We start from the raw sequence: 26,674 nt of genomic DNA, 5'->3' as shown, positions 1-26,674 counted from the left end.
CTCCATCACCCTTCGCTGCATGCCTTCCGACTCCATCCATCCTTCTCCCGCCCGCCCGTCAGCTTCGGACACAGCTGCCCGGCGCACGGCGCGCAGCCCTGTGCAACGCGTGGCGATCTGGGGCCTGTGGCTGCTGGGTCTGCTGCTCGCCGTGCTGGTGGTGTTGGCCATCCTGGTCGCCGTCATGGACTGGAACCGCGCCAAGCCGTGGGTGAACGCGAAGGTGAGCGAGGCCACGGGGCGGCACTTTGCGATTGAAGGGGATTTGTCGGTCGCCTGGCGCTGGCCCCAGCCGCTGGAGGATGGATGGCAGCGCTGGTTGCCCGGTGTCACCGTCAAGGCGGACAACCTCGTGATGGACAACCCCGATGCATTCGTTCCGCCATTTCGGCGCACCGATGGCAAGGCAGCAGCCGGCAAGGCAGGTCCATCGACCCAGGAAGCCGAAGCCCGCACCCACATGGCCCGCATCGGCAGTGCCACCGCCACGCTGAGCCTGTGGCCGCTGCTGGGCCAGCATGTGGCCATCGACACCGTGGACCTCGCGGGCCCGGACATCGCCTTCGCCCGCACGGCCGACGGCAGCAACAACTGGACCTTCAAGCGCAAGGATGGGCCGAGCAGCGGATGGTCCTTCGATGTGGACCGCCTCATCGTGCACCAGGGGGTTCTGGCCTATGCGGACGGGATGAAAGACCTGGACGTGCGTGCCCGGCTGGATACCACCGCGCCAGAGCTTCCTAAGCGGCGCGCTGCCCAGGGCGGCCCGGCTTCGTCCGCCAAAGCGGCTTCTGCCAAGGCTTCTGCACCCGCCCGCGCGTCGTCGGAGGCCGCCGCGCCATCGGTTGCCGCTGCATCGGCCCCAGGCAGTAGCGCCGCGGGCAACACCGCCGTCGGCAGCACAGAGGCTGTCCCCTACGGTCTGCGGTTCGAACTGGAAGGCCGCTACATGAAGGCCCAGATCAAGGGCCAGGGACGCGCGGGCCAGGTGATCAGCCTGCGCAACAAGGTGGTCAACTACCCGCTGCAGATCGACGCGAGCGCAGGCAGCGTGGCGCTGTCGGCCGAAGGGATTCTGGCCAATCCGGGCGCCCTGTCGGGGCTGGACTTTCAGGTGCTGCTCAAGGCCGACAGCATGGCCGACCTGTACGAAGTGACAGGGCTGGTGCTGCCCAATACGCCGCCGTTCGAGACCGATGGCCGCCTGACCGGTAGCCTGGAGCCTGAACGCGCCGTGTGGCAGTACGACAACTTCGACGGCAAGGTGGGCCAGAGCGATCTGCACGGATCGCTCAAGTACACATCGGGCAAGCCACGCCCGCGCCTGACCGGCACGATGACGTCCAACCAGCTGCGCCTGGCGGACCTGGGTCCCACCATCGGCACCAGCAAGCCCGACAACACCAACCGCGGCCGCGAACGGGTGGGCAAGGGCAAGGTACTGCCAGACTCGAAATTTGCGGCCGAGCGCTGGAACGCCATGGACATGGACATCGTGTTCAAGGGCCGGCACATCATCCGCCCCGAGAGCCTGCCGCTGCAAGACCTGAGCGTGCATGCCGTGATGGAGAACGCACAGCTCAAGCTCGCGCCGCTGACCTTCGGCGTGGCCGAGGGCAAGATCGAGTCGCAGGTGAGCATCGACGGGCGCGCTGCGCCGCTCAAGGCCCAGATACGGGGCACCGTGCAGGGCCTGCAGCTGTCGGCCCTGTTCCCCAAGGTGCAGCTCATGAAAAAGAGCTTTGGCCGCATGGATGGCGCCATCGCCCTGGAAAGCACCGGCAACAGTGTGGCCGGCCTGCTGGGCAAGGGCACTGGCGAGATGCGGCTGTATGTGCGCGAGGGCACGTTGAGCAAGCAGATGCTGGACCTGGCCGCGCTGAACGTGGGCAGCATTGTGGTGGGCAAACTTTTTGGCGACACCAAGGAGGTGCACCTGCGCTGCGCGGTGGCCGACTTCACGGTGGTGGAGGGCCTGGCCACCACGCGCGTGGTGAAGATGAGCACCGACGACGCCATCATCGAGGCCACCGGCACCATCAACCTGGGCACCGAGGAGCTGAACCTGCGCATCAAGCCCGAGTCGCTGGAGTGGAAGTTCTTCTCGCTGCGCTCGCCGCTGTACGTGAAGGGCACCTTCGGAAACCCCGACGTCGGCGTGGAAGCCGGCCCGCTGCTGCTGCGCGCGGGCGCTGCGGTGGTGGCCGCGGCCGTGGCCCCTGTGGCGCTGGCGCTGATCCCGGTGACTGTGCCGGCGGCCGACGATGACACGCACTGCAAGCCGCTGCTGGATCTGGGCAAGCAGCCCGTGAAGCCGGGCGCCCAGGGTGCAGCGGGGACTGCGTCGCAACCTGCGCGGCAAGCGGCCAGCAAGGCAGCGACCGCACGCTGAGCCCCACAGGGGGGCCAGGGCATGGGCCGCACGCACAGCCCTGCCCTGCGCTACAGCGACCCAACTCCTGCCCTCCCCCTGCCACGCGGAATAATCGCGCTCTCGCGCCCCGGCGCATTCGCGTTGCCCGTTCATGAAAATTGCAAGAAACCTGTGCCTGGGTCTGCTGGCTGTGCTGGTGGTCGGCCTGCTGCTCCCTGAGCGCATCCGCATCCCCGTGGCCGGAGCATCGGCCCGGGACTGGAACCCCCAATCATTCTGGTTCGAGCCCTGGGGCACCTCGGGTGTGCACAAGGGGATCGACATCTTCGGCAAGGTGGGCACGCCCGTGCTGAGCACCACGGATGGCATCGTGCTGTATACGGGCGAGATCTCCAAAGGCGGCAAGGTCGTGCTGGTGCTGGGGCCCCGCTGGCGGCTGCATTACTTTGCGCACCTGGACTCGATCCAGACCGGGGCCTTGTCTGTGGTGGCTTCCGGCAGCGCCATCGGTACGCTGGGCGCCAGCGGCAACGCGCAGGGCAAGCCGCCCCACCTGCACTATTCCATCGTGCGGATGCTGCCCGCGCCGTGGAAGGCCGATGGCTCCACGCAGGGCTACAAGAAGGCGTTTTTTATCGACCCGCACACCTACCTGCTGGAGCGGTGAGTTTCCACGGGGCCAGTGCACAGGCGCCTCAATGAAAATCCCGGCTGCCCTGCAGGGCCTGGGCCATGCGCCCGAGCAGCGGAGTCATGTCCTTGAAGCGTTGGGCCACCAGATGGCGCACCACCATCGGTGCCGGGCCCTGCGATGGCGATGATGAAGACGGGCCATGGCCCTGCCCTGGAGCACCACCTTCCGGCACGCTGCATTGCCACATCCCCTCCACCGCCAGCAGCTGTGAGCGCAGCAGCGCGTTGCGCCAGGCGTCCACCAGCGACGGCCACACGATCACGTTGACCGGGCCGGTCTCGTCTTCGAGCGTGACGAACATCGTGCCCTTGGCCGTGCCCGGGCGTTGGCGCACGGTGACGATGCCGCATGCGCGCACCTTGCGGCCGTGGGGCATGGCGTTCAATTGCAGCGCGCTCAGCAGCCGCCAGCGCTCCAGGCGCGGGCGCAGCAGGGCCAGCGGGTGGCGGCGCAGGGTGAAGCCGGTGGCGGCGTAGTCGAACAGAATCTCTTCGCCTTCCGGTGCGGCGGGCAGCGCGAGCGGCGCCTCGTGCACCGGCACATCGCGCAGCAGGGCCGGCGCGGCATGCTGGGCAGCAGCCTCCCACATCTGCTGGCGCCGGTGGCCCGACAGGCTGGCCAGTGCATCGGCCGCGGCCAGCGCCTGCAGGTCCTGCTGGCTCAGCTGCGCGCGCAGGGCCAGGTCTTCGGTGTTGGCAAAGGCGGGGCCTGCCAGGCGCGTCTGCACCAGGCGCTCGGCAGCATCTCCCTGCAGGCTGGCCACCAGGCGCAGGCCCAGCCGCACCGCCGGTTGCGGCAGGGGCGGCGCCTGCAGCCCCTTGTGGGGCCGCAGGTGCTCCAGGTCGCCCTCCAGCGTGCAGTCGAGATCGCTCTGGGTCACGTCGATGGGCAGCACCCGCACGCCGTGGCGGCGCGCGTCCTGCACCAATTGCGATGCGGTGTAGAACCCCATGGGCAACGAGTTGAGCAGTGCCGCCAGAAAGGCCGCGGGCTCGTGGCACTTGAGCCAGCTGCTGGCGTAGGCCAGCAGGGCAAAACTGTAGGCATGGCTTTCCGGAAAGCCGTATTCGCCGAAGCCCAGCATCTGCTGGAAGATGGCCTGGGCAAACTCCGTGCGGTAGCCACGCGCCTCCATGCCGCCGACGAGCGGGCGCTCGAAGCGGTGCACGCCGCCCCGGCGCTTCCATGCCGCCATGGATCGGCGCAGGTCGTCGGCCATGCCGGCACTGAAGCCTGCGGCCACCATGGCGATCTGCATCACCTGCTCTTGAAAGATCGGCACGCCCAGCGTGCGCGCCAGCGCGGTTTCGAGCTCGGGCTTTTCAAGCTGCAGCGGCTCGCCCCTGCGCCTGCGCTCTCGTGCCTTCAGGTACGGGTGCACCATGCCGCCCTGGATGGGGCCCGGACGCACGATGGCAACTTCCACCACCAGGTCATAGAACTCGCGCGGCTGCAGGCGCGGCAGCATGCTCATCTGCGCGCGGCTCTCGATCTGGAAGACGCCCACCGTATCGGCAGCGCAGATCATGTCGTAGGTGGCGGGGTCGGCGTGCGGGATGTCCTTGAGGCCCCAGCGCTCGCCGCGCAAAACTGCGCGCAGGTTCAAGCAGCGGCGCAGTGCGCTGAGCATGCCCAGCGCCAACACGTCCACCTTGAGCAGGCCCATGTCATCCAGGTCGTCCTTGTCCCACTGGATGACGGAGCGGTTGTCCATGCTCGCAGGCTCCACCGGCACCAGCCGCGTGAGCTTGCCCTGCGTGAGCACGAAGCCGCCCACGTGCTGGCTCAGGTGGCGCGGAAAGTCGATGAGCTCGGCCGCAAGGTCCAGCCAGAGCTGGGCCGTGCGCCGGTGCAGCGGCGTGCCCACGGCCTCGGCCAGCTCCTGCAGCCGGTCGGTGGCAATCTCTTCGTCGAACCAGTGGTGGTCCTTGGCAAACGCATCCACCAGCGCAGGCCCCACGCCCAGCGCCTTGCCCACGTCGCGCAAGGCGCTGCGGGTGCGGTAGCAGGTGACCACGGCGGCAATGGCAGCGCGGTCGCGTCCGTATTTGCCATAGATATACTGGATCACCTCTTCGCGGCGGTCGTGCTCGAAGTCCACATCGATGTCGGGCGGCTCCTTGCGCTCCTTGCTGATGAAGCGCTCGAACAGCAGATTGGTGTTTTCGGGCGGCACTGCGGTGATGCCCAGCACGTAGCAGACCACGGAGTTCGCCGCCGAGCCGCGCCCCTGGCACAGGATGCCCTCGCCGCGCGCGTAGCGCACGATGTCGTGCACCGTGAGGAAGTACATCTCGTACTTGCAGAACGCGATCAGGTCCAGCTCCTTGCGGATCTGCGCCAGCACGGCGTCGGGTGCGCCCCCCGGGTAATGACCTTGCACGCCCGACTCCACCAGCCAGGACAGCGCTTGCGCCGGTGTCATGCCTTCGGGCACGGTCTCCAGCGGGTACTGGTACTTGACATCGTTGAGGCTGAAGGTGCAGCGCCCCGCCACGGTGAGCGTAGCGGCCAGCAGGTCCGGCGGGTACAGGCCCGCCAGCCGTACGCGCCGGCGCAGGTGGCGCTCGGCGTTGGCCTGCAGCGCAAAGCCGCATTCGGCCACGGTGCAACCCAGGCGCACGGCGGTGATCACATCCTGCAGCGGCTTGCGGGAGCGGGCGTGCATGTGCACGTCGCCTGCGGCCACCAGCGGCAGGTTCAGCTCGGCCCCCACCTGCTGCAGCGCAGCCAGCCACATTCCATCGTCCGCCGCCAGGTGCAGCTCGGCAGCCAGCCAGACATGGCCTTCAAAACCAGCGTCAAATTGTGCCCTACCGCTTGCTACACAAGCGCTGACAGCTATCAAATCAGAAGCATCAAAGCGCGACCTGATGGGCGCCAGCAGCAGCTCGCAACCCTGCAGCAAACCAAACGGGCTGCCCGGGCCCACGTGGTATTGGCCCTTGGGTGCGGCGGCGCGCGCTGCGGTGATGAACTCGCACAGATTGCCCCAGCCCTCGGCATCGCGCGCCAGCGCCACCAGACGCAGGTCCCCCCACAGGAACTCGCTGCCGACGATGAGATGCAGGCCCAGTTCCTCCGCCTTCCCTTTCGCCCGCACCACGCCGGCCACCGAGCACTCGTCGGTCAGTGCCAATGCCCGGTAGCCCAGCTTCACTGCCCGCTCGACCAGCTCCTGCGGGTGCGACGCCCCCCGCTGGAAGCTGAAGTTGGACAGGCAGTGCAGCTCGGCGTAGTCGGGCAAGCGACCAGAGCCAGCGCCGTTGGGGGTTGGGGGCACCGGCTTGCTCATGGGGAAATCCCCGCGGCGACAAGGCAAAAGACGAAGGCAGCAACAAAGGCACGGGCAAAAACCAGGGCCGCTGCACACACGGGGACAACAGCGATGGGACAAGCAGCATCAGCCGCTGCCGCCACCGCGTTGAAAGATGAAGAGACCGATCCCACCGAAGTAGCCCTTGCCGCATCAAGCAAAAATGCCGTGCAGAAACCAGCGGTGCGGGCGCACCACCACCGCTTGCGCGCCGTCGGCCATCGGTGCCAGGCGCTCCCGAAACACCCACACCAGCCCTGCCACATCGTTGTAGGCCACGAAGTAGTCGCGCAGTGCCAGACCGGTGCCAGGGTGGGTCGGGTCTTTTTCCTTTTCCTGTTCGGCCGTGCACCACCAACCCGCCTCGAACCGGTGGGGTCCGTCCAGCAGGCGCAGCCGCCCGTGGTGGCACGGCCGGTTGCCCTGCACCGCCAGGCGCCGCGGCGGGTTCAGCAGCCAGGTGGGTTGCAGCAAGGCATCGGGCGTGGCATCGAGGGCGGCATCTGCAGCATGGATGGGCGCCGCCCTGGACGCAGAGCGGCCTGTGGCCACTGCCACGCGAAGCACCTCTGCCGCCGGGCGCCACTGCTGCATGTGCTCAGGGCGGTGGTCGGCCTGCAGCACCGGGGCCAGCACGCGGTCGGTGCCCAGGCGGGCGGACAGGCGCTCGAGCAGCTGGTGCAGGGCCTCGGCCGATGCGCCCGCGGCATCGTCACCGCCCCGGCGGTCATCCGGGGGCAGCAGGCTGGCGCTGCGCTGCTGCAGCGGTGCGGACTCCAGAAGGCGCAGCGTGATCTGGTTGGCGGGCGCGGCCAGCTGGGTGCGCGTCAGGTTTTCTGACAGCAGGCGCCGCAGGTGCGCCATGTCCTGGGTGCCCTGCGCCGTGCGCACCTGCAGTGCACACGTGGGCGCTATCGCCACGCCGTCGATGCGGCGCAGGTCGTGCCGCCAGGCCAGCTCCAGCCCCAGCGCGCCCTGCTGGCGCGCCTGCAGCCAGCCCTGCAGCACCGTGAGACAGCGGCCCGCGCTCCACAGCAGCGCATCGGCCGACTCGGCCAAGGCGGGCAGCTCGGCCGTCAGCACGAATGCCTCGGGCAGCTCCAGCCAGCTGTGCGCCTGGGGGGCATCGCCCAGGGCCTGGTCCAGCACCTGCAGTACGGCAGCACCAAAGCGCCGCGCTACCCCTGCGCGCGGCAGGGACTGCAAGGCGCCCCAGGTGCGACAACCCATGCGCTCCAGGCTGGCCACATGGGGGCGCAGCGCCGTCAGGGTGTGCAGGGGCAGGCCCTGCGGCATGCGGGCAGGCAGCGCCCGCCCGGCCAGCGCCATCCGCAGCACCGCCTGCGCGAGCAGCGCGGTAGGGCCGCAACCCCAGACGAGCGAGGGGCCAGGCGGCGGCAGGCCCTCAGTACCAGCACCAGCACCGGCATCGACAGCCGCCTCAGCCGCCAGCGCCCAGGCCTCGCACACCTGTCTCAGCAAGGTCTCGCGCCCGCCCCAGAGCCGCTCGGTGGTGGAGACTTCGAGCAGCAAGGCATCACCATCCACCAGCGCCACCCGGGGGGTAAAGCGCAGCGCCCACCAGCCCACGGCGGTGGCGTCTGCCAGGGCAGCGGGCGCATCAGCCTGCCACCGTGGCAAAGGCAGTGCGATCCAGTGCATGCCCCCTCCTCTCTGGGCCGGCTTGGGACACCCACGCCACGTCCGCACTGCGCAGCCCTGCAGCTGCCGGGGATGGTGCGGACACAGCCATGCCGTGTGCGGCCTCATGAAGGGCCCGCCGGCGCGCGGCCTGGGCGTGTAGTTCGTGGGCCAGCCTGGGGTGGCATCCGGGCAGGTAGAGGTCTTGCATCAGCGGGGGACCTCTGCGCTTGAGGATCTGCACCTGCATCGCAGGGAATGCAGAGGCATCGCCCTGCGCCCCCTGCCCGCGCCCTGACTGCGGGGTCGGTGTTTGCACTTGCAGCCGCAGCAAGGCCGGCGACGCCTGCGGAGCCGCCGCCAAAGGCCGGAAGACCCACAAAAGTTGCTGATGCTGGGCGGCCGCCAACTGCAGCCTGCGCAGTGCGGCAGGCTGCACCTGGGGCAGCCACGCCATCACGGCCAGCACGTCGCGGCATCGCAATGCCTGCTCTGCGGCCCACAGCGCAGAGGCGCCCTCGGCCTGCACCAGGCACAACCGCTGGGCAGCCAGCCCGCGGGCCTGCAGCACCGGGCCAAAGGGTTCATACGGCGGCGCCACGCCCACCACAGCGCCGGTGCGCGCGGCCACGGCCTGCGCCAGGGCTGGCAGCACCAGCTGCCATTCGTGCAAACCGGGCAAAGGCTGCAGCACCTCACTCAGCGCACCCACCGGCCACCCCCCGCCTGGCAGCTGCTCATCCAGCAGCGCATAGCCCGACGGCTGGGTCTGCTGCAAGCTCGCGCCCAGCGAATCCGCATGCCATACGCCGGGTACGGCGGACGGCAGATCGGATGCGACCATCCGGCGGGGAATGGGCAGCGCAGACATGGGAAGGGGCGTCTTTCAACAACATCAATACTGTAAATATACACAGTATTTTGCCGCACCTCCCAAAAATTCAGCAGATTGTTTCAGGCGCCTGACCGCAGCGGAAGACTGCGCCTGCACGAACCTGCTGCTCTAAGACGTGGTGGGCGCAGCGCTCCCACCATGAAAAACGGCCTCGATGTTGTAGCCGTCCGGGTCGAGCACAAAGGCAGCGAAATATTGCGCGTGGTACCGGGGTCTCAGGCCCGGTGCGCCGTTGTCGCTGCCGCCCGCAGCCAGCGCCGCCTGGTGGAATGCGACCACCTGGGCCTCGCTGTCTGCGCGAAACGCAATGTGCGAGCGGGGCGTGAATGGTGGACCGGCGGAGATCCAGAAATCCCCTCCCGGATCATCCCCGGGCTTGAGGGCCCGGGCACCAAAGCCCACGGCATCCTCCAGCGCCAGCGTCACGCCGTAGCCCAGCGTGGACAGCACGGACTCATAGAACTGCCGGCTGCGCCCGAGTTGCGAAACGGTGATGCCTGTGTGGTCGATCATTTCAAGCCTCCTATCTCAGATCTCCGATGTGCATGAAATCCGCGCGGGCCAACGCCACCCGCCTGCCGCGCTACGGCCACGTGTCCTCGCCACCTGTGCGCGCATGTTCGCGCGTCCTGCCCACTACAGCCTGCGGACAGCCCAGTCGCACCAGTCGGCCACGGCCGTGTCTTCTGCTGTGGCACGGTCGGCCAACTGGGGCCAGCGGCGGTGGCAGGCGTTCAGGATGCTTTCCAGCTGCCACAGCGCTTCACGGCCTACCAGGGCCACCTCGGCCAGACCGATGGCATCGCCGTCGAGCTGGGCCATGAGTTCGCTTTGCTGCCGCGGATGGGAGCCCGATTCGAGCAAGGTCTTCTGCAAGGCCAGCAGACGGGCGTCGGCAAATGCAAAAGCGCTGCCGGGCAAAGCCTTGGCACCGCCCGGCACTGCGGCCTTGAGACTGTCCCAGTAGGCAAAGGCCTCGGCCAGTAGTTCGATCTGGCGTGGGGCATCGTTGCCCAGCGGCATGAGCGACGATTCACGGGCCACTTCTTCCTGCAGCAGGGGCAGGATGCAGGCCACCAGCGCCGCCGGAAACTTGCGGTGGTTGAGCCTGAGCACCAGCGACAGCCGCTGCGCCGGCATGTCCTCGTATTTTTCGTAGAAGGCGGCCACCACCTCGGCCAGCAACAAAATGCGCCCCAGCGGCGTGATGTCCCCACCCGCCAGGCCCCGCGGGTAGCCGCTGCCGTCCATGCGCTCGTGGTGCTCCAGCACGGCCACTTCAGCCGCCTTGGCATACGCCCGGGTGTCCCGGATCATCAGCATGGCCGTGATGGGGTGCGCCACCAGGTGTTTGCGCTGCACGCCGACCACCTTGTGGTCCGGGTCGCTCCAGGCCGGGTCCATGTGCAGCACCCCCAGGTCGTGCAGCAAGGCGGCGGCGGCCAGGGTGGCGCAGTCGCGCTCTCCCAGGCCGGTCTTGAACCCCAGGAACAGCGCCACCGTCATCATCTGCAGGCTGTGCTGGAACAACTCCGGCCGCTGCTCGCGCATCACCGTGAGCTTGCAGGCCATGGGGGCCGGCAGCGGTACCGCTCGCAGCGGCGACAGCAGCCGCGCACCAGAGCCCAGGGCCTGGGCCAGCATGTTGGGCAGTGATTCCTGCTCGACCAGCGCCTGGGCTGCGGCCATCAGGGCCGGCACATCCACAGGGTTCTCGATGGACAAGTGCCGATCGATGGGCTCACGCAGCTTGTGCTGCACCAGCCGGTCGTACAGCCGGCTGTCGATGCGCGTGCCCTTCTCCACCAGCTTGATGCCGTTGTCGGTGTAGATGGCTGCATCGGCCACCACGGTGCGCCGGTCGGCCATGTCGGTCAGGGCACGCAGGTAGTGGGGACTGTCTGCGGTATCGATGTCTGCCGGTACGGAAGGTTCGGTCATGCAAAGGGCACAAATGGTGGCCTTCGAATATAAGACCTTCGCCCGCCTGCCAGGACCACAAAGATGCCGCAGCCTTTGAAGCCTTGAGATGCATCAAGTGCAAATGGGAAGAGATGGCAGGGGATGGCAAGAGATGGGAGGTAGGAGACCCGGCGCTTTGCAGGCCTTCTGCCAGCCGACACCGCCAGAAAACAGCATGTTCTGTACGATTTCACTGTCCCGAAATCGCATAAGGGGTTTCCACCATAGGTACCCCTGAAAAGCCCCCACCAGCGGTATGTGGCGGGTAAACCCTGAAAAGTTCCGCGCCGATTGTTTCCAATACTGGAACAGTTAGTTCGCGACTCGGTGGTTTTTCTTGAGCGTCCATCCGCGTACAGTTCAACCCATCGATGAGCCGAACCCGCAAGGCGACTCACCGAACCCGGCAGGAAGCATCGACCTGTTTGTCTTCTCTCCGGTTTTTTTGAGACGCTCATTTAATTCAAGGACTTCCATCATGAACAACACCGCACGCTTCCTCTCCATCGCCGCCGTTGCCGCTTTCGCTTCCTTCGGTGCACAAGCCGACGAGGCCGATGCTTCGCAATATGTGTCCAAGTTCGAAACCAACCGCACCCGCGCTGAAGTGGCTGCAGAAGCTTCGAGCGTTGCTCAGACCCGCAGCATCGAGCCAGCAGGTTCGCGCGTTGTGACCTACAAGTCCACCGCTGACCGCGCTGCTGTGCGTGCCCAGGCTGCTGACGCTGTGCGCACCGGCCAGATCCCTTCGGGTGAGCAAGGCTGATCTGAATCCGACGGATTCACTGTGCGTGCCCAGGCTGCTGACGCTGTGCGCACCGGCCAGATCCCTTCGGGTGAGCAAGGCTGATCTGAATCCGACGGATTCAGCTTCCTGACTCTCTTTATAAAAACCTGATTTCTAAAAAATACACTGGACTTTCATCATGAACAAGACCGCACGTTTCCTCTCCATCGCCGCTGTGTCCGCTTTCGCTGCCTTCGGCGCCCACGCTGACGAAGCCGACGCTTCGCAGTTCGCCACCAAGTTTGAAACGAACCGCACCCGCGCTGAAGTGGCTGCCGAAGCTTCGAGCGTCGCCCAGACCCGCAGCATCGAGCCAGCAGGCTCGCGCGTGGTGACCTACAAGTCCACGGCCGACCGCGCTGCAGTGCGTGCACAGGCTGCTGAAGCCGTGCGCACCGGCACAATCCCTTCGGGCGAAATCAGCGCGATGTAATTCGCGGCTGACTGCCACCCTGAACGGGCTCCATTCGGAGCCCGTTTTGCTTGGGGCGCCGCGTTTGCCGACGGTAGACTCCTGGCCCAGGCCTTTGCACAATGCACAGCGGCCATCACAGGCGCTTCACATCCCCCATTCGGCCACCCCGCTGCTGTCCATGCCAGAGACCCTGCCTCCATCGGCGTATCCGCGGTACCGCAGCACGCTGTTTTCCATCGCCCTGATGCTTGTCTCCACGGCCCTCACTGCAGCCCCGGTCGTCCGCCCTCCTTCTGGCACGGACGTGGACGAGACCCGCATGGTCAGCCAACGCACTGCACCACCCCAGCCGTGCATTGCAGTCCCGCTGGGCCGCGTGACCGTGCTGCTCGACCCGCAGGAACTGGCGGTCAGGGCTGCCGCGCGGCCTGCGCAATGGACGACCGAGTCCGAACGCATGGCCTTGATCGAAGGCCAGCGTGCCGCTGCGTTGCTGGCCGCGGCAACCGCCACCGTCCCACCCAACGGCTCCACCGCCACCGCTCACGGCTGCTCGCACACGGTCACCACGCTGGATGCCCAGGCGCAGTACACACTGCTGGCGGCTCTGGAGGCGGGTTCGGCCACCGTGCTCGTGGCGGGCGACAAGCGCCCTGCCGCTGCGGTGGCCATCCGCTACCTGGGAACCCGCTGCGGCCCGCTGTGTGGCCGCGGGCTCCTCATGGTGTCGGTGCCTGGGCAGAGCGCGCCTTTCCTGGTGCAGGACTGGTGGGTGTCCTGACACACGGCACCCGGTGCAGTGAGAATCCGCCGGCCTGAAGGCACCCTGGCTTCAAGACCCGATAAAGGCCCGATCAAGGCCCCGTCAAGGCCCGCAGCATCGAAGGCTCCCATTCGCGGCGTACGGGGTCGTACACACCGAACTCGCCGGACCAATCTCCGTACGCCCACGGCAACCCACGCTCCTCCGCGGCCTGGCGCACCAGGCGGGCATGGCGGGCGCGCAGTTCGGCGGGAATGTCTTGGTAGGAGCTGAACTCCTGCACCCACACTGGGTAGCGGTGCTCCAGCGACCAGGCGTGCACGATGTCCAGCGGCAATGCCATCAACTGCTTTTCCTGTGGGCTGCAACACGTGCTGCCGCGCCATAGGTCGGACCCGGAAACGCCCGGCGCGCCCTGGCGGATGAATCGGAAAGGCTCTGCATGCGTGATACCGACGATGAGATGCCTGTCGGCAGGCACACGTAGCTCCGACACGCCGACAGCCTCGCTCCACCCCACCACCACGACCCGCGTGGCATCGCTCTGGCGGATGGCCTTCAAGAGCGAGGACATTCGCTGGTTCTTGACCGCCCCAGTCCCGCCCGGCACCAGAGACACCTCGAACAACAAACGCTGAGGCCGCGTGGCATAACGCTGCGCGAGGTGCTGCCAGATCACCATCGCTTCACGATGCCTTGCTGGGCCCGCAGACCCGCCTTTGTCTTGCACGGTCGAAGCGGCGGCCCCATGCCCCGGCTCGTTGCGCAGGGCCAGCACCACCGACAGCCCACGCGCAAGGAGCGCATCGACCATGGCATCGAGCTCCTTCAGGCGCGCCGCCTGCTCGCGGTTCTGCAGCCCGGCCAATGCGCGCAAGGAGGCCTGCGGCACCGTCAGCCGCACGGACCGAAAGCCCGCCTGCGCCAGGGTGTCGGCGATCTCTCTGCCTTCCGACAGTGGCGTGGAGGGCTCCAGCGCCGCCACCAGCCCGATGCCGCGCGACAACCCGGCAGCCGCGGCCCATGCCTGCCGTGAAGCCCCGGACGCAGCGCCCAGTAGTGGCGATGACGTCAATGGAGTAGATGGTGGCGATGGCAGCGCCTGGGCCTGCGCACTTGCACCACCCCACAGCAGGGCCAGCCACAGGCCCACGGCCGCCAAGCACGAGCCCGTGCCACAGCGCATCTTCATCCTCATGGCCCGAGCAGCGCGTCGAGCAACGGGCGGTGCCATTGCCGCTTCACGACGTCGTAGATGCCCGAGTCCAGCGGCGGGTCGCGCACATTGAAGTTGGCCGCAAAATCCGCATGGGCCCAGGCCATGCCACGCGCTTCGGCAGCCTCGCGCATCAGGCGAAGATACCGGGCCCGCGACTCCATGGGCGCCGTGCTGGCTGCGCCAAAAGACCCGATCCACAGGGGATAGCGATGCACATCAGACCACGCCTTGGCCAGGTCGAGATCGCGTTCGAGCGACACGCGCTGAGCCTCGTCGCAACAGTGCGTACCCAGCCATTTGTCGGAACCGGCAAACCAGGGCAGGCCCTGGTTCGTGAACGTGCGTGGCTCCCGGTTGTGAATGGCAACCACCAGATGCGGGTCGCGGGGCAATGACAAATCCGCCAGGTGGCTGGCTTCATTGCGCAGGGGCGCAATGACGACGATGCGCACGGGGTTGCTCTGCCGGATGCCTGCCAGCGCCGCTGCGGCCAGGCTGTTCCACTGCTGCGGCGGGCCCTGCGGCGCGTTGTACAGCTCGAACACCAGGCGATCCGAGCGATGCGCATGGCGCCGGGCCAACTGCCGCCAAATGTTGATGAAGCGCGTGCGCACGACGCGGGCGGCGACGGGAGCCTCGCCTTCGTCCAGCGGCCAGCCGCTGAGCTGGCTGTAAAAACTCATGTTCATGACCACCCGCAAGTCGCGGGCGAGCAGGGCATCCACCACCCGGTCGATGCGCCGGGCAAAGGCTTCGTCGAGCAGCGCATCGGGGCTTGCGGCAGCGTGGTTGCTCCAGCGCACCGACAGCCGCACGCTGCGAAAGCCTGCCTGGGCCAGGGTGTCGATCCACTGGTCGTCCATGCGCAGGCCCCAGTCTCCCTCGCGCGGCGCGGCATACACCGTCAGGTTGATGCCACGTGACAACGCCGCCGACGTGGCCCACGCCTTGCGCGATGCACCAGACCCGGCGCCCATGGGCTGGCTGGCGACAGGGGCCATTACAGCGGCCGATGGCGAGTTTTGCGCCTGGGCCTGCCGCATGCCTGCACTCAGCAAAAGCAGCGGTACCAATATCGCCATCGATATCCGTATCAATAGCAGCGGCAGTGGCAGTGGCAGTGGCACGAACCACAAAACCAGCGCCTGCGCACACCAAGGCCAGCGCTGCGCGACGCGATCCCCGCCCAGCGGGCCTCCCGGCATCACGCGGTCGGGCAGGTGCGAAGCACCTGCCGCATTTCCAGCACACGGGCTGCATCGGGCACCAGCGGATCACCGGGCCAGCGCGGCTGCATGGGCGCAAGAAGCTTCAGGCTGCGGCCAAAGCTCTCGCAGGCCTGCAGCCAGTCAGCCGGAATGGGCTCGTTCAGCGTGTTCGACGACACGGGTGCCCGCGCCAGCAGCGCCTTGCCCAAGGCATAAAGCGCCTGCGCATGCCGAAGCTGTGCCCGCCTGTCGGAGGAAGGCCACGGTGCCAGGTCTGTCCACAGCGCCACCGCGGGCGCGAGGGCCTGCACAGCCGCATCGGCAGTCCCGGTTGCCAGCAGGATGTCTCCCAACGCCAGCGACACCTCGGCCACGCCGAGCTGCAGCAATGGCTGATCGGGTGCCGTCTGGTGCAGCGCCTGCAGCTGCTGCTGTGCCCGCTGGATGTTTGCCAGGGCCTCGCGTTCACGGCCTAAGCGCCACAGCGCTACGCCCCCATCGCGCCGCACCAGCGCCAGCCGCCACTGCAATCGGACGCTGCGCGGTTGTGCCTGCACGGCAGGCTCGAGCCCGTCTTCTGCTTGCTGGAACGCCTTGGCTGCCTCTTCTGCGCTGCGAGAAGTCTGTATGGTATGTACGGTCTGTACAGCCTGTGCAACCTGTCCGACGTGCCCCGGGTCCACGGCATGTCCTGCCTGGGAGGCCGTGCCAGAGCCTGCGTGCATCCACCGCTGCCCACGCAACACATGGGCGTCCGCCAGCACCTCGGCCACGCTCGGGTCCATGGGGTGCTTTGGCGACACGGCCTCCAGCAGGGCTAGCGCAGCGTGCAGCGCCGCTTGCGCTTCGGCCTCTTTCTGCTGGCTCGCGAGCACGTGGGCAAAGTCCAGCTGCACGCGGGCCAACAGCAGGCGCCCTTGCTCATCCGCCACGTCGGCTTGGGCGATGCCCGCCGCGTCTGCCACCGCCTCTGCGGCCATGGATTTCGCCTCGTCGTACTGGCCCTCCCACTGCAGCAAGCGAGCCCAGCCGCTGTGCGCCATGGCTTTGGCCTGGCGGGCACGGCGCGCAGTGTCCCCGTCGGGCTGGTGATTCAGGGCCGTGTCGAGCGCCGCCACCGCCAGGGCGTAGTTGCCCATGGCGCCTGCAGTGTCGTTCAGATGAATTCCCTGCGGACCGCCTTGTACCTGTGCAATGCGCACATAGGCCATTCCGATGCCCATGTGCAGCGCCGGCTGGGCGCTGAGGCCGTTCGTGGCCATCCAATCTTTCAGCTCTGCGAGCCGCGCAACCCCATGCGCGATGGATGCGCGCTGCTGGCTGGCCGGCACCAGGGACTCTTGCCCAGCCTCGATTTCCGCCAGTGAAGACTCCAGCGACTGCTGTAGCTGCTGCAGTTGATGCACCTGTTGCACCTGTTGCAACTGGTGCGCCTGCTGGCTGGAGACTTCCCGCGCATGCCACCCCCATGCCACAACGGCCAGGGCCGCAAGGGCGAGCACGCCGGCCCCCACCACCGCGCCTGCAGGGGCTCGTCGCTGGCGAACGAATGCCACCGCCGCGCCAGCCCAGGTCTTGCGCTGGCCCTGCGCCAGGCGATGCCTGCACGCGCTCAACTCTTGCGACAACGCCAGCGCACTCGATTGCCGTTGCCCGGGCTCCTTGCTCAGCGCCTTCATCACGACCGCATCCACGCCCTGGCCCAGCGCCTGGCGCGCGGCGCCGGTGACCACCCGGCTCGGGCGCACGGGCGTGGTTTCGCAGATGGCCTTGCGCACCTCCAGGTCGTCGCTGGCTGCGTCCAGCCGGTAGGGCGCCTGGCCGGTCAGCAACTGGTACAGCAGCACACCCAGCGAATACACGTCGCTGGCCGGGGTGATCGGCTGCCCCCGCACCTGCTCGGGGCTGGCGCATGCCAGGGTCATCACCCGCACCGTGGTGGCGGTGCCGGCCTGGGGCTGGTTGCCCAGGCTCTTGGCGATGCCGAAATCAACCAGCTTCACGTCGCCGTGGTGTGTGACGAGCACGTTGTCCGGCTTCAGGTCACGGTGCACGATGCCTTCGCCGTGCGCGTAGTGCACCACGCCGCACAGGGTCTGAAACAGTGCGATGCGTTGCTCGAGCGTGAGCGCATTGCGCTGGCAGTACGTGTCGATGGGCTCCCCATGCACCAGCTCCATCACCAGGTAGGGCACGCCGTCGGCCACCCCGCCATCGAGCAACCGCGCCAGGTTCGGATGCTGCAGTCTGGCCAATATCTCGCGCTCTGCAAAAAAGCGCGAGGCCAGAGCCCCGCTCCCCAAGCCGTCCCGCACCAGCTTGATGGCAACGTCGCCGCCGGGCGCGCCGTCCAGGCGCTCGGCGCGGTACACCTGCCCCATTCCGCCGCGGGCGATCAGCTCTACCAGCCGGTAGCTGCCCAGCTCTCGCCCCAACCAATCGGCACCGAACCGTGCCGACACGGCCTCGGCCAGCATGGCGCCAGATCCGGCATCCAGCAGCGGGCTCTGAGACTGACCTGCGGCCTGCAGCGACAGCAACTCGTGCAGCTCATGGGCATCGTACGCGTGCTGCGCGAGGAAGGCCTGCTGCTGCTCGGCCGGCATCTCCAGCGCGTCGGCCAGGATGCGCTTGAGCCGCTGCCAGCGCGCTGCCTGCGCGGCGTTGTCCGGGCTGGCTGTGCCCGTCACGGGTTCAGTTCGCGCAGCAGCCAGGCGCGGGCTGTGGCCCATTCCCGCTTGACGGTGGCCTCGGACACCTTCAGCGCTTCGGCGGTCTGCTCTACCGACAGCCCCCCGAAGAACCGCAGTTCGACCACCCTGCCCTGCCGCGCATCGAGCTGCTCCAGGCGTGCCAGGGCCTGGTCGAGGTGCAGCAGGCTTTGCCACTGCTCGCTGGATGCGCACGCCAGCATGTCCTCGGGCGCGTCCTCCTTCAAGGCATCCAGGCTCTTGTCGGTGGCGCCGCGGCCGCGTTTGACGGCATCGCGGTTTCTGGCGTGGTCCACCAGGATGCGGCGCATCAGCGTGGACATCCAGCCGAAGAACTGGCTGCGCGAGGCCCACACGTTGCCGCGCTGCTCGCCCAGGCGCATGAAGGCCTCGTGGACCAGCGCTGTCCGCTGCAGCACATGGTCGTCACGCTCGCCCCGCATATGGAACTGGGCGATGCGTTGGAGATCGCCATAGACCAGCGGTATCAGCCGCTCCAGCGCCTGGTCCTTGCCTTCAGACCAGGCATTGAGCAGCTGCGTGATGGGGGGCTGGGACAGGGAGGGTGGGGACAAGGCAAGCGATGACATGGGGCGCCCGGATTGGTTCGGCGCGATCATAGGGGCGAACGTGCAGTGCCCGCCGTGTTCCTACGTTTTGACACAAAGGGCGCGCAGGCGATGACTGGCCCACGAACCTTTTCCCCAGACACAACAAAGGCCGGCGCACCCACGGGTGCCCGGCCTTGCATACAGCACTGCGGGACATGGCCCGCTCGCTGGGATCACACGATCAAACGATCACATGGTCAAGAGATCAAGCGATCAACTTCACACCCGTCTTGGCCTGCAGCGCGTCGAACGCAACGCCGGGTGCCAGTTCCACCACCTTGAGCCCCTCGGGCGTGACATCCAGCACCGCCAGGTCCGTGATGATGCGGTCCACCACGCCCACGCCCGTCAAGGGCAGTGTGCAGGCGGGCAGAATTTTCAGGTCTTCGGTGCCGTCCTTCTTCTTGGCCACATGCTCCATGAGCACGATCACGCGCTTGACGCCGGCCACCAGGTCCATCGCGCCGCCCATGCCCTTGACCATCTTGCCGGGGATCATCCAGTTGGCCAGGTCGCCCTTTTCGCTGACCTGCATCGCGCCCAGGATGGACAGGTTGATCTTGCCGCCGCGGATCATGGCGAACGACTGGTCGCTACCGAAGATGGACGAGCCCTTGATGGTCGTCACCGTCTGCTTGCCGGCGTTGATGAGGTCCGGGTCCACCTTGTCGTCGGTCGGAAAGGGGCCGATGCCCAGCATGCCGTTTTCAGACTGCAGCCACACCTCCTTGTCGCCCGTGAAGTTGGCCACCAGCGTGGGGATGCCGATACCCAGGTTCACGTAGAAGCCGTCTTCGAGTTCTTGCGCCGCACGGGCGGCCATCTGGTCTTGGGTCCACGGCATGGTCAGGCTCCTGCTTTCTCTGTCTGGGCCGCGGGGTCGCGCGGCGCTTCGGTGATGGTGCGTTTTTCGATGCGCTTTTCGGGATTGGCATTGAGCACGATGCGGTGCACGTAGATGCCCGGCAGGTGGATGTCGTCCGGGGCCAGCTCGCCCACTTCCACAATTTTTTCCACCTCGACGATGCAGACCTTGCCAGCGGTGGCGGCTGCGGGGTTGAAGTTGCGCGCAGTCAGGTTGAAGCGCAGGTTGCCCGACTTGTCGGCCACATCGGCCTTGACCAGCGAGACCTCGGGCACCAGGGCGCGCTCCATCACATAGGTTTCGCCGTCGAACTCGCGCAGTTCCTTGCCATCGGCCACGATGGTGCCCACACCCGTTTTGGTGAAGAAGGCCGGAATGCCCGCGCCGCCAGCCCGCAGCTTTTCGGCCAGCGTGCCCTGGGGCGTGAATTCCAGTTCCAGCTCGCCCGCCAGGTATTGGCGCTCGAACTCCTTGTTCTCACCCACGTACGACGAGATCATCTTCTTGATCTGGCGCGTCTCGAGCAGCTTGCCCAGGCCGAAGCCGTCGACACCGGCATTGTTGGAGATCACGGTGAGATCCTTGGCGCCAGAATCGCGCAGCGCATCGATCAGGGCCTCCGGAATACCGCACAGCCCGAAGCCACCGACAGCCATCAGTTGGCCATCTGCCACCACGCCTTTGAGGGCTTCGGCAGCCGAGGGGAATATCTTGTTCACCACGATCTCCTTATGAATTGGGATGCGCTACGATACTACGTATCTGCATAAGTAGTTTCTCGTAAAGACTTGTACCATGGACGTTGATTACCGGCTGGCTTTCGACATGGCCCCCGTAGGCCTGGTGCTCTCGCGCAACCGCACCATGGTGGACTGCAATCGGCATGTGTGCGAGATGTTCGGCGCCTCGCGCGAGGTGCTGATCGGCCAGTCCTTCCAGGTCCTGTACCCCAGCGCCGACGAGTACGAACGCCTGGGCGCGCACATGGAGCCCATCCTGAACGCCAAAGGCCACTACGCCGACAACCGCATCATGAAGCGCGCCAACGGAGAGGTCTTCTGGTGCCATGTGTCGGGCCGCGCCTTGAACCGCGCCGACCCGCATGCCTCGGGCATCTGGAGCTTCGAAGACCTGTCGGCCCAACGCCCGGTGAAGGCCGAGCTGACCGGCCGCGAGCGCGAGGTGGCGGCCCGGTTGCTCGAAGGGCTCACGTCCAAGGAGATCGGCAAGGCGCTGGAGATCAGCCACCGCACGGTGGAGATCTACCGGGCGCGGCTCATGCGCAAGTACAACGCATCCACCGCCGCCGATCTCGTGCAGAAACTCCTCGCTGGGAGTTGACAAGCCCCCCTGAGCCGCTTCGCGTCTTCCTCCAAGGGAGACGCACCCGGTGGCCCGGCAAAGCCAGTTCCACGGGTGCACTGGCGTGGATCGCGCCAGTGGCAAAGGCCGCGTGCAGATCGCAGGACTCGGTTTTGAACCTCCTGTCCGTTACCCCTTCATGGGTCCGTCAACCACTTCGGCAGCCGTGCGGAATGCGTCTACGGCGCTGGGCAAGCCGCAATAGATGCTCGCGTGCAGCAGCAACTCCTGCAGTTCCTCGGCGGTCACACCGTTGTTGAGCGCGCCGCGCACGTGGGCCTTGAGTTCGTGCTGCTTGCCCATGGCGATCAGCATGGCCACGGTGATCATGCTGCGCGTGCGGCGGTCCAGCCCGGGCCGTTGCCACACATCGCCCCACGCATTGCGCGTGATGAACTCCTGGATGGGCTGGGTGAACGCCGTGGCATTGCCCAGTGCGCGGTCCACGTAGTCGTCGCCCATGACCTCACGGCGGGTGGCCAGGCCTTGTTCGTAGTCCTTCGATGCGGGGGGCTGTGTCATGCGGTCTTCTCCTTCATGGTTTCGGAATGGTCGGTTCGGCAACCGATCAATGGTAGCGATGCCCACAAACACCAACGCCGCGCAAGCCATGGGCTGCGCGGCGTTGGTTTGTGTTGAGTGAACAGCAGGCTACCGCTCACTCAGCGGCACTGTGCATCATCACGCCACATCAAATCGATCAAGGTTCATCACCTTGGTCCATGCTTTCACGAAGTCCTTGACGAACACCGCCTGCGCATCGCTGCTGCCATACACCTCGGCCAGGGCGCGCAGTTGCGAGTTGGAGCCGAACACCAGGTCGGCCACCGTGCCCGTCCACTTCGGCGCGCCACCGGCGCGGTCCACACCTTCCAGCACGCCTGCCGACGTTGCGGACTTCTGCCACTTGGTGCGCATGTCCAGCAGGTTCACGAAGAAGTCGTTGCTCAGCGTCTGCGGGCGCTGCGTGAAGTTGCCGTGCGCCGACGCGGCCGCCACGTTGGCACCCAGCACGCGCAGGCCGCCCACCAGCACCGTCATCTCGGGCCCGGTCAGCGTGAGCTGGTTGGCACGGTCGATCAACAACTCGGACACGGCGCCTTCCAGGCCCGGCTTCACGTAGTTGCGGAAACCATCGGCCACAGGCTCCATGACTTCGAACGATGGCACATCGGTCTGCGCTTGCGATGCATCGGTGCGGCCGGGAGTGAACGGTACCGTCACATCCTGGCCCGCCTTCTTCGCGGCGGCTTCCACCGCGGCGCCGCCGGCCAGCACAATCAGGTCGGCCAGAGAGATCTTCTTGCCGCTGCCGCTGGTCTGTTGCGCTGCATTGAACGCCTGCTGAATCGCTTCGAGCTGGCCCAGCACCTTGGCCAGCTGCGCGGGCTGGTTCACCTCCCAGTCCTTTTGCGGCGCCAGGCGGATGCGGGCACCGTTGGCACCGCCGCGCTTGTCGCCACCCCGGAAGGTGGAGGCCGACGCCCAGGCGGTGGACACCAGCTCGGCGATCGACAGGCCCGATGCCAGCACCTGGGCCTTGAGCGCCGCCACGTCCTGTGCGTCGACCAGCACATGGTCCACATCCGGCACGGGGTCTTGCCACACCAGCACTTCGGCCGGCACGTCCGCGCCCAGGTAGCGCGAACGTGGGCCCATGTCGCGGTGGGTCAGCTTGAACCAGGCGCGGGCAAACGCATCGGCAAACTGTTCGGGGTGCTCCAGGAAGCGGCGCGAGATCTTCTCGTAGGCCGGGTCGAAGCGCAGCGACAAATCGGTGGTCAGCATAGTGGGCAGCAGCTTCTTGGACGGGTCGTGCGCATGCGGGATGGACGCCTCGGCATTCTTGGCGGTCCACTGGTGCGCGCCGGCGGGGCTCTTGGTCAGCTCCCACTCAAAGCCGAACAGGTTTTCGAAGAAGTTGTTGCTCCACTGCGTGGGCGTGGTGGTCCAGGTGACTTCCAGGCCGCTGGTGATGGCGTCGCCGCCAAAGCCGCTGCCGTGCTTGCTGATCCAGCCGAAGCCCTGGTCCTCGATGCCGCCGCCTTCGGGCTCCAGGCCCACCAGGGCCGCGTCGCCTGCGCCGTGGGTCTTGCCGAAGGTGTGGCCGCCGGCGATCAGCGCCACGGTTTCTTCGTCGTCCATGGCCATGCGGGCAAAGGTGTCGCGGATGTCGCGCGCTGCGGCCAGGGGGTCGGGGTTGCCGTTCGGGCCTTCGGGGTTCACGTAGATCAGGCCCATCTGCACGGCGGCCAGGGGCTTGGCCAGGTCGCGCTCGCCGCTGTAGCGCTTGTCGCCGCCGAGCCACGTGCTCTCGGCGCCCCAGTACACGTTTTCATCGGGCTCCCACACGTCGGGGCGGCCACCGGCAAAGCCGAAGGTCTTGAAGCCCATCGATTCCAGAGCCACGTTGCCCGTGAGGATCATCAGGTCGGCCCACGAGATCTTGCGGCCGTATTTTTGCTTGATGGGCCACAGCAGGCGGCGGGCCTTGTCCAGGTTGGCGTTGTCGGGCCAGCTGTTCAGGGGCGCAAAACGCTGCTGCCCTGCCCCGGCGCCGCCGCGGCCATCGGCCAGGCGGTAGGTGCCGGCGCTGTGCCAGGCCATGCGCACGAACAGCGGGCCGTAGTGGCCGAAGTCGGCCGGCCACCAGTCTTGCGAATCGGTCATCAGCGCGTGCAGGTCAGCCTTCACCGCGGCCAGGTCCAGGCTCTTGAACTCTTCGGCGTAGTTGAAGCCGTCGCCCATGGGGTCGACCAGCGGCGAGCTTTGGTTCAGGGGGCGCAGGTTCAGCTGGTTGGGCCACCAGTCGGCGTTGCCACGGCCCTTGGGCGCGGCGGCCTGGGTGTGATCGAAGGGGCACTTTGCGTCTGTCGTCATGGGTCACTCCTTGTTATGGCTGATGAACGGCTCCGATCCTAAAAAATGTGCACCCCATTGAAAAGGCAATCATCTTCATCAAGGCGATAGTTTTTATTGAAAATGAGCGAGCTTCAACGGAGCTTCCGGCTCCCCGCAACCACAGGTGTCGAACAGCACGGAGCGCACCCAGCGATGCCCCGCGGAGCGGTGGGTGCGTTCGTGCCAGGCGGCAGTTTTCACGAACCCCGGTATGGCCACCGGCGGCTCCATGACGACCAGCCCCGGCGCATCGGCCACCACCCGCTGCGGCACGACCGCGATCAAATCGCTGGTGCGCAGAATCTGCGGCAGCACCAGAAAGCTGGTGATCGACAGCGCCACCCGGCGTGACCGGCCCAGGCGTGCCAGCGCCTCGTCCGTCACGCCGCAGAAGCTGCCGCCGGTGTACGAGATGAGCGCATGGTCCAGCGCACAGAAACGGTCGAGCGACAGCACACCACCCTGGGCATCCGGGTGCCCCTCGCGCATCACGCAGACATAGCACTCGTCGAACAGGTGACGGGCGTACAGGTCGGGCGCCGTGTTCTCCGGGCTGATCAGGGCCAGGTCGATGTCGCCGCGCTCCAGCCGCTCGTACACCGGCAAGTGCTGGGCGGGCACCACGGCCACACGCACACCGGGCGCATGCCGCCGCAGCCGGGCCAGGAACGGCACGACCACCACCTGCAGCGCGTAGTCGGTGGAAGCAAGGTGCACGGTCATCTGCGCCGTGGCCGGGTCGAACGCCCGGGGCTGCAGCAAGGACTCGATCCCGCCCAGCAATTCCTTGACGGGCGCGGCCAGCTCCTGCGCCCGCAAGGTGGGCGTGATGCCGCGCTGCGTGCGCACGAACAGCGGGTCGTCAAAACTCTCGCGCAGCCGGGTCAGCATGCCGCTCACTGCCGGCTGGGTCAGGGACAGGCGCTGGGCGGCGCGGGTCACGCTGCGCTCGTCCAGCAACGCGTCCAGGGCCTTGAGCAGGTTGAGGTCCATGGATCTGATATCTATTTTCATGATTTCAAAAATAAGAAATATCGATTTGGTTTATGGCTGGATCGTACCCACCATCCTCACCGTGCGTGGCCACTGCGTCCTTTGGCCCTCCCCGCTTCACTCCATTTTTCAGTCTCGTACAAGAAAGAAAGCTACATGTCTGCCCTGTTCACCCCGTTCCAGCTCCAAAGCGTCACCCTGCGCAACCGCATCGCCGTCCCGCCGATGTGCCAGTACAGCGCCACCGACGGCCTGACCAATGAATGGCACCAGGCGCACTACGCCGGCCTTGCCCGTGGCGGCGCAGGCCTCGTGATCGTCGAGGCCACCGGCGTGTCGCCCGAAGGCCGCATCACACCGGCCTGCACGGGCCTCTGGAACGACCAGCAGGTCGAAGGCCTGGCCCGCATCGCCGCCAACATCAAGGCCGCCGGCGCCGTGCCCGGCATCCAGATCGGCCACGCCGGGCGCAAGGCCAGCGCCCAGCGCCCGTGGGAAGGCGACGACCACATTCCCGCGGACGACCCGCGTGCCTGGCAGCCCATCGCCCCGTCCGCCATTGCCTATGGCGGCGGCCTGCCCCGCGTGCCCAAGGCTATGACGCTGGAGGACATCGCCCGCGTGCAGGCCGATTTCGTCGCCGCTGCCCGCCGTGCGGTGGCCGCGGGCTTCGAATGGCTGGAACTGCACTTTGCCCACGGCTACCTCGCGCAGAGCTTCTTCTCGGCCCACAGCAACCAGCGCACCGACCAGTACGGCGGCAGCTTCGACAACCGCGCACGCTTTCTGCTGGAAACGGTGGAGGCGGTGCGCAAGGTCTGGCCCGCGCACCTGCCGCTCACGGCACGTTTCGGCGTGATCGAATACGACGGCCGCGACGAGGAAACCGTGGCCGAATCCATCGAGCTGGTGCGCCAGATGCGCGAGCGCGGCCTGGACATGGTCAACGTGAGCGCCAATTTCGTGATCGCAGAGACGCAGATCCCCTGGGCCACGCCGGCCTTCCTGGCCCCGGTGGCCCAGCGCGTGCGCAGCGAAGCCGGCCTGCCCGTGGCATCGTCATGGGGCATCGATGATCCGCAGGTCGCCGAGCGCTCGGTGGCGGATGGGCAGATGGACCTGGTGATGATCGGCCGCGCCCACCTGTCCAACCCGCACTACACCTACCACCTGGCCCAGGTGCTGGGCGCGCCCAAGCCCGAATGGACCACGCTGCCCGCGCCGTATGCCCACTGGCTATCGCGCTACCGGGGCGCTGCGCGCTCTACCCAGCAGACGGCTTGAGGCTGGGGTATCAGGCGCCGCTCTCCGCGACCCCGCAGGTCCTGGCTCCTGGGTGCGGCGCCAGGCTGAGAGCACCTCAGTCAGCGCACATGGCGTGAGACCACGGCCTCGAAGTCTTTCATCACATCATCCACGCCATGACCCATCTGCGCATGAACGATGGCGCCATCGATCACCAGCGATAGTGCACGCCCCGAAGACGCGGCATCGCGGCTGAACAGGTCGTCCAGCACGGACGACATCTCCTGCTTGTGGCGACGGACCGTGGCGAGGATTTCGGGATCGGACGACCCCAGTTCCGCCGCTGCATTGAGAAATGCACAACCCCTGAAGTCAGGCTGGCTGAACCAACTTTTAAGGGTCGTGACGAGTGCCCCCACCGCTGACGAACCCGCAGCCGTGGCGTGCGCCAAACTGCCTTGGAACCAGTCCATCCATTTGGCATGGCGGTAGTCAAGGTAGGCCCTGATCAGGTCGTCTTTGCTGGCGTACTGCCGGTAGAACGTGACTTTGCTGACCGAAGACCGCTCGATGATTTTGTCCACGCCGGTGGCCCGGATGCCTTCTCCGTAGAAGAGCGCATGGGCCGCCATCAGGATGCGCTCCCGGGGTGGCAATGGCTCTGGGGTCTGGTCAGAAGTTTTCATGCGGATATTGTAGACAGATCGTTCCA

Annotated in this window: 22 protein-coding genes; 7 read left to right on the top strand and 15 right to left on the bottom strand. The window is 66.9% G+C overall.

The genetic code is table 11. The annotated features are described in order from the left end of the window. Positions 1–19: 19 nt before the first annotated feature. On the top strand, positions 20–2,392 hold the full coding sequence (locus tag ASF16_RS15285) for an AsmA family protein (protein ID WP_056168665.1): 2,373 nt from the start codon (positions 20–22) through the stop codon (positions 2,390–2,392). Between the two features lie 133 nt (positions 2,393–2,525). Continuing rightward, the gene (locus tag ASF16_RS15280; RefSeq protein WP_056168663.1) at positions 2,526–3,041 is read left to right on the top strand and encodes a M23 family metallopeptidase; all 516 of its coding nucleotides are present in this window, start codon (positions 2,526–2,528) and stop codon (positions 3,039–3,041) included. A 28-nt stretch (positions 3,042–3,069) separates the two neighbouring features. Here ASF16_RS15280 and ASF16_RS15275 read toward each other — a convergent pair whose 3' ends face one another. From ASF16_RS15275 to ASF16_RS15255, 5 genes are all read right to left on the bottom strand, one after another. After that, on the bottom strand, positions 3,070–6,363 hold the full coding sequence (locus ASF16_RS15275) for an error-prone DNA polymerase (RefSeq protein ID WP_056168655.1): 3,294 nt from the start codon (positions 6,361–6,363) through the stop codon (positions 3,070–3,072). A gap of 174 nt (positions 6,364–6,537) precedes the next feature. Continuing rightward, entirely contained in the window at positions 6,538–8,046 is a 1,509-nt protein-coding gene (locus tag ASF16_RS15270) for a DNA polymerase Y family protein (protein ID WP_056168653.1), read from the bottom strand. Beyond that, a complete protein-coding gene (gene imuA, locus ASF16_RS15265; RefSeq protein ID WP_156372082.1) occupies positions 8,006–8,896 on the bottom strand; it encodes a translesion DNA synthesis-associated protein ImuA in 891 nt (296 codons plus the stop codon). Before imuA ends, ASF16_RS15270 begins: the two co-directional genes overlap by 41 nt. 132 nt (positions 8,897–9,028) lie before the next feature. Continuing rightward, positions 9,029–9,433 carry a VOC family protein gene (locus tag ASF16_RS15260; RefSeq protein ID WP_056168651.1) on the bottom strand — a complete coding sequence of 135 codons (405 nt, stop codon included), beginning with the start codon at positions 9,431–9,433 and terminating at the stop codon, positions 9,029–9,031. A gap of 123 nt (positions 9,434–9,556) precedes the next feature. Then, positions 9,557–10,861, bottom strand: coding sequence for an HD-GYP domain-containing protein (locus tag ASF16_RS15255; protein ID WP_056168648.1), 1,305 nt, complete (start codon positions 10,859–10,861; stop codon positions 9,557–9,559). Positions 10,862–11,360: 499 nt separating this feature from the next. Between ASF16_RS15255 and ASF16_RS15250 the strand changes: the two genes are divergently transcribed. From ASF16_RS15250 to ASF16_RS15240, 3 genes are all read left to right on the top strand, one after another. After that, positions 11,361–11,648 (top strand): hypothetical protein, encoded by a 288-nt coding sequence (locus ASF16_RS15250; RefSeq protein ID WP_056168637.1) that lies wholly within the window; start codon positions 11,361–11,363, stop codon positions 11,646–11,648. Positions 11,649–11,808: 160 nt separating this feature from the next. After that, the gene (locus tag ASF16_RS15245; RefSeq protein WP_056168635.1) at positions 11,809–12,102 is read left to right on the top strand and encodes a hypothetical protein; all 294 of its coding nucleotides are present in this window, start codon (positions 11,809–11,811) and stop codon (positions 12,100–12,102) included. Positions 12,103–12,262: 160 nt separating this feature from the next. After that, positions 12,263–12,865 carry a hypothetical protein gene (locus ASF16_RS15240; RefSeq protein ID WP_056168633.1) on the top strand — a complete coding sequence of 201 codons (603 nt, stop codon included), beginning with the start codon at positions 12,263–12,265 and terminating at the stop codon, positions 12,863–12,865. Between the two features lie 73 nt (positions 12,866–12,938). On the opposite strand, the gene ASF16_RS15235 is transcribed toward ASF16_RS15240, so the two are convergent. The 6 genes from ASF16_RS15235 to ASF16_RS15210 form a co-directional block, all read right to left on the bottom strand. After that, the gene (locus ASF16_RS15235) at positions 12,939–14,039 is read right to left on the bottom strand and encodes a glycoside hydrolase family 5 protein (protein ID WP_162241084.1); all 1,101 of its coding nucleotides are present in this window, start codon (positions 14,037–14,039) and stop codon (positions 12,939–12,941) included. Positions 14,040–14,041: 2 nt separating this feature from the next. Further along, positions 14,042–15,067 (bottom strand): glycoside hydrolase family 5 protein, encoded by a 1,026-nt coding sequence (locus ASF16_RS15230; RefSeq protein ID WP_162241083.1) that lies wholly within the window; start codon positions 15,065–15,067, stop codon positions 14,042–14,044. Positions 15,068–15,270: 203 nt separating this feature from the next. Continuing rightward, the gene (locus ASF16_RS15225; protein ID WP_156372081.1) at positions 15,271–17,964 is read right to left on the bottom strand and encodes a serine/threonine-protein kinase; all 2,694 of its coding nucleotides are present in this window, start codon (positions 17,962–17,964) and stop codon (positions 15,271–15,273) included. Next, positions 17,961–18,560: an ECF-type sigma factor gene (locus ASF16_RS15220; RefSeq protein WP_235507387.1), complete on the bottom strand. Its 600-nt coding sequence runs from the start codon at positions 18,558–18,560 to the stop codon at positions 17,961–17,963. Before ASF16_RS15220 ends, ASF16_RS15225 begins: the two co-directional genes overlap by 4 nt. A gap of 241 nt (positions 18,561–18,801) precedes the next feature. Continuing rightward, a complete protein-coding gene (locus tag ASF16_RS15215) occupies positions 18,802–19,440 on the bottom strand; it encodes a 3-oxoacid CoA-transferase subunit B (protein WP_056168624.1) in 639 nt (212 codons plus the stop codon). 2 nt (positions 19,441–19,442) lie between these two features. After that, complete coding sequence (locus ASF16_RS15210) at positions 19,443–20,180, bottom strand: CoA transferase subunit A (RefSeq protein WP_056168621.1); 738 nt, start codon at positions 20,178–20,180, stop codon at positions 19,443–19,445. A 76-nt stretch (positions 20,181–20,256) separates the two neighbouring features. On the opposite strand from ASF16_RS15210, the gene ASF16_RS15205 reads away from it, so the two are divergent. Beyond that, complete coding sequence (locus ASF16_RS15205; protein ID WP_056168618.1) at positions 20,257–20,802, top strand: PAS and helix-turn-helix domain-containing protein; 546 nt, start codon at positions 20,257–20,259, stop codon at positions 20,800–20,802. Positions 20,803–20,952: 150 nt separating this feature from the next. Here ASF16_RS15205 and pcaC read toward each other — a convergent pair whose 3' ends face one another. The 3 genes from pcaC to ASF16_RS15190 all read right to left on the bottom strand — a co-directional run bounded on the left by pcaC (position 20,953) and on the right by ASF16_RS15190 (position 24,738). Beyond that, a complete protein-coding gene (pcaC, locus tag ASF16_RS15200) occupies positions 20,953–21,345 on the bottom strand; it encodes a 4-carboxymuconolactone decarboxylase (protein WP_056168613.1) in 393 nt (130 codons plus the stop codon). A 159-nt stretch (positions 21,346–21,504) separates the two neighbouring features. Next, complete coding sequence (gene katG / locus ASF16_RS15195; protein ID WP_056168610.1) at positions 21,505–23,703, bottom strand: catalase/peroxidase HPI; 2,199 nt, start codon at positions 23,701–23,703, stop codon at positions 21,505–21,507. 93 nt (positions 23,704–23,796) lie between these two features. After that, positions 23,797–24,738: a LysR family transcriptional regulator gene (locus tag ASF16_RS15190; RefSeq protein WP_056168608.1), complete on the bottom strand. Its 942-nt coding sequence runs from the start codon at positions 24,736–24,738 to the stop codon at positions 23,797–23,799. Positions 24,739–24,873: 135 nt separating this feature from the next. Here ASF16_RS15190 and ASF16_RS15185 point away from each other — a divergent pair, with 135 nt between their 5' ends. Beyond that, positions 24,874–26,001, top strand: coding sequence for an NADH:flavin oxidoreductase/NADH oxidase (locus ASF16_RS15185; protein ID WP_056168605.1), 1,128 nt, complete (start codon positions 24,874–24,876; stop codon positions 25,999–26,001). Positions 26,002–26,081: 80 nt separating this feature from the next. Here ASF16_RS15185 and ASF16_RS15180 read toward each other — a convergent pair whose 3' ends face one another. Continuing rightward, positions 26,082–26,648 carry a TetR/AcrR family transcriptional regulator gene (locus ASF16_RS15180; protein ID WP_056168602.1) on the bottom strand — a complete coding sequence of 189 codons (567 nt, stop codon included), beginning with the start codon at positions 26,646–26,648 and terminating at the stop codon, positions 26,082–26,084. Positions 26,649–26,674 lie beyond the last annotated feature (26 nt).

Source organism: Acidovorax sp. Leaf78, assembly GCF_001422735.1.
GTDB lineage: Bacteria > Pseudomonadota > Gammaproteobacteria > Burkholderiales > Burkholderiaceae_C > Acidovorax.
Note: the sequence above shows the minus strand (reverse complement) of the source record. Positions and strands in the feature narration are given on the sequence as shown.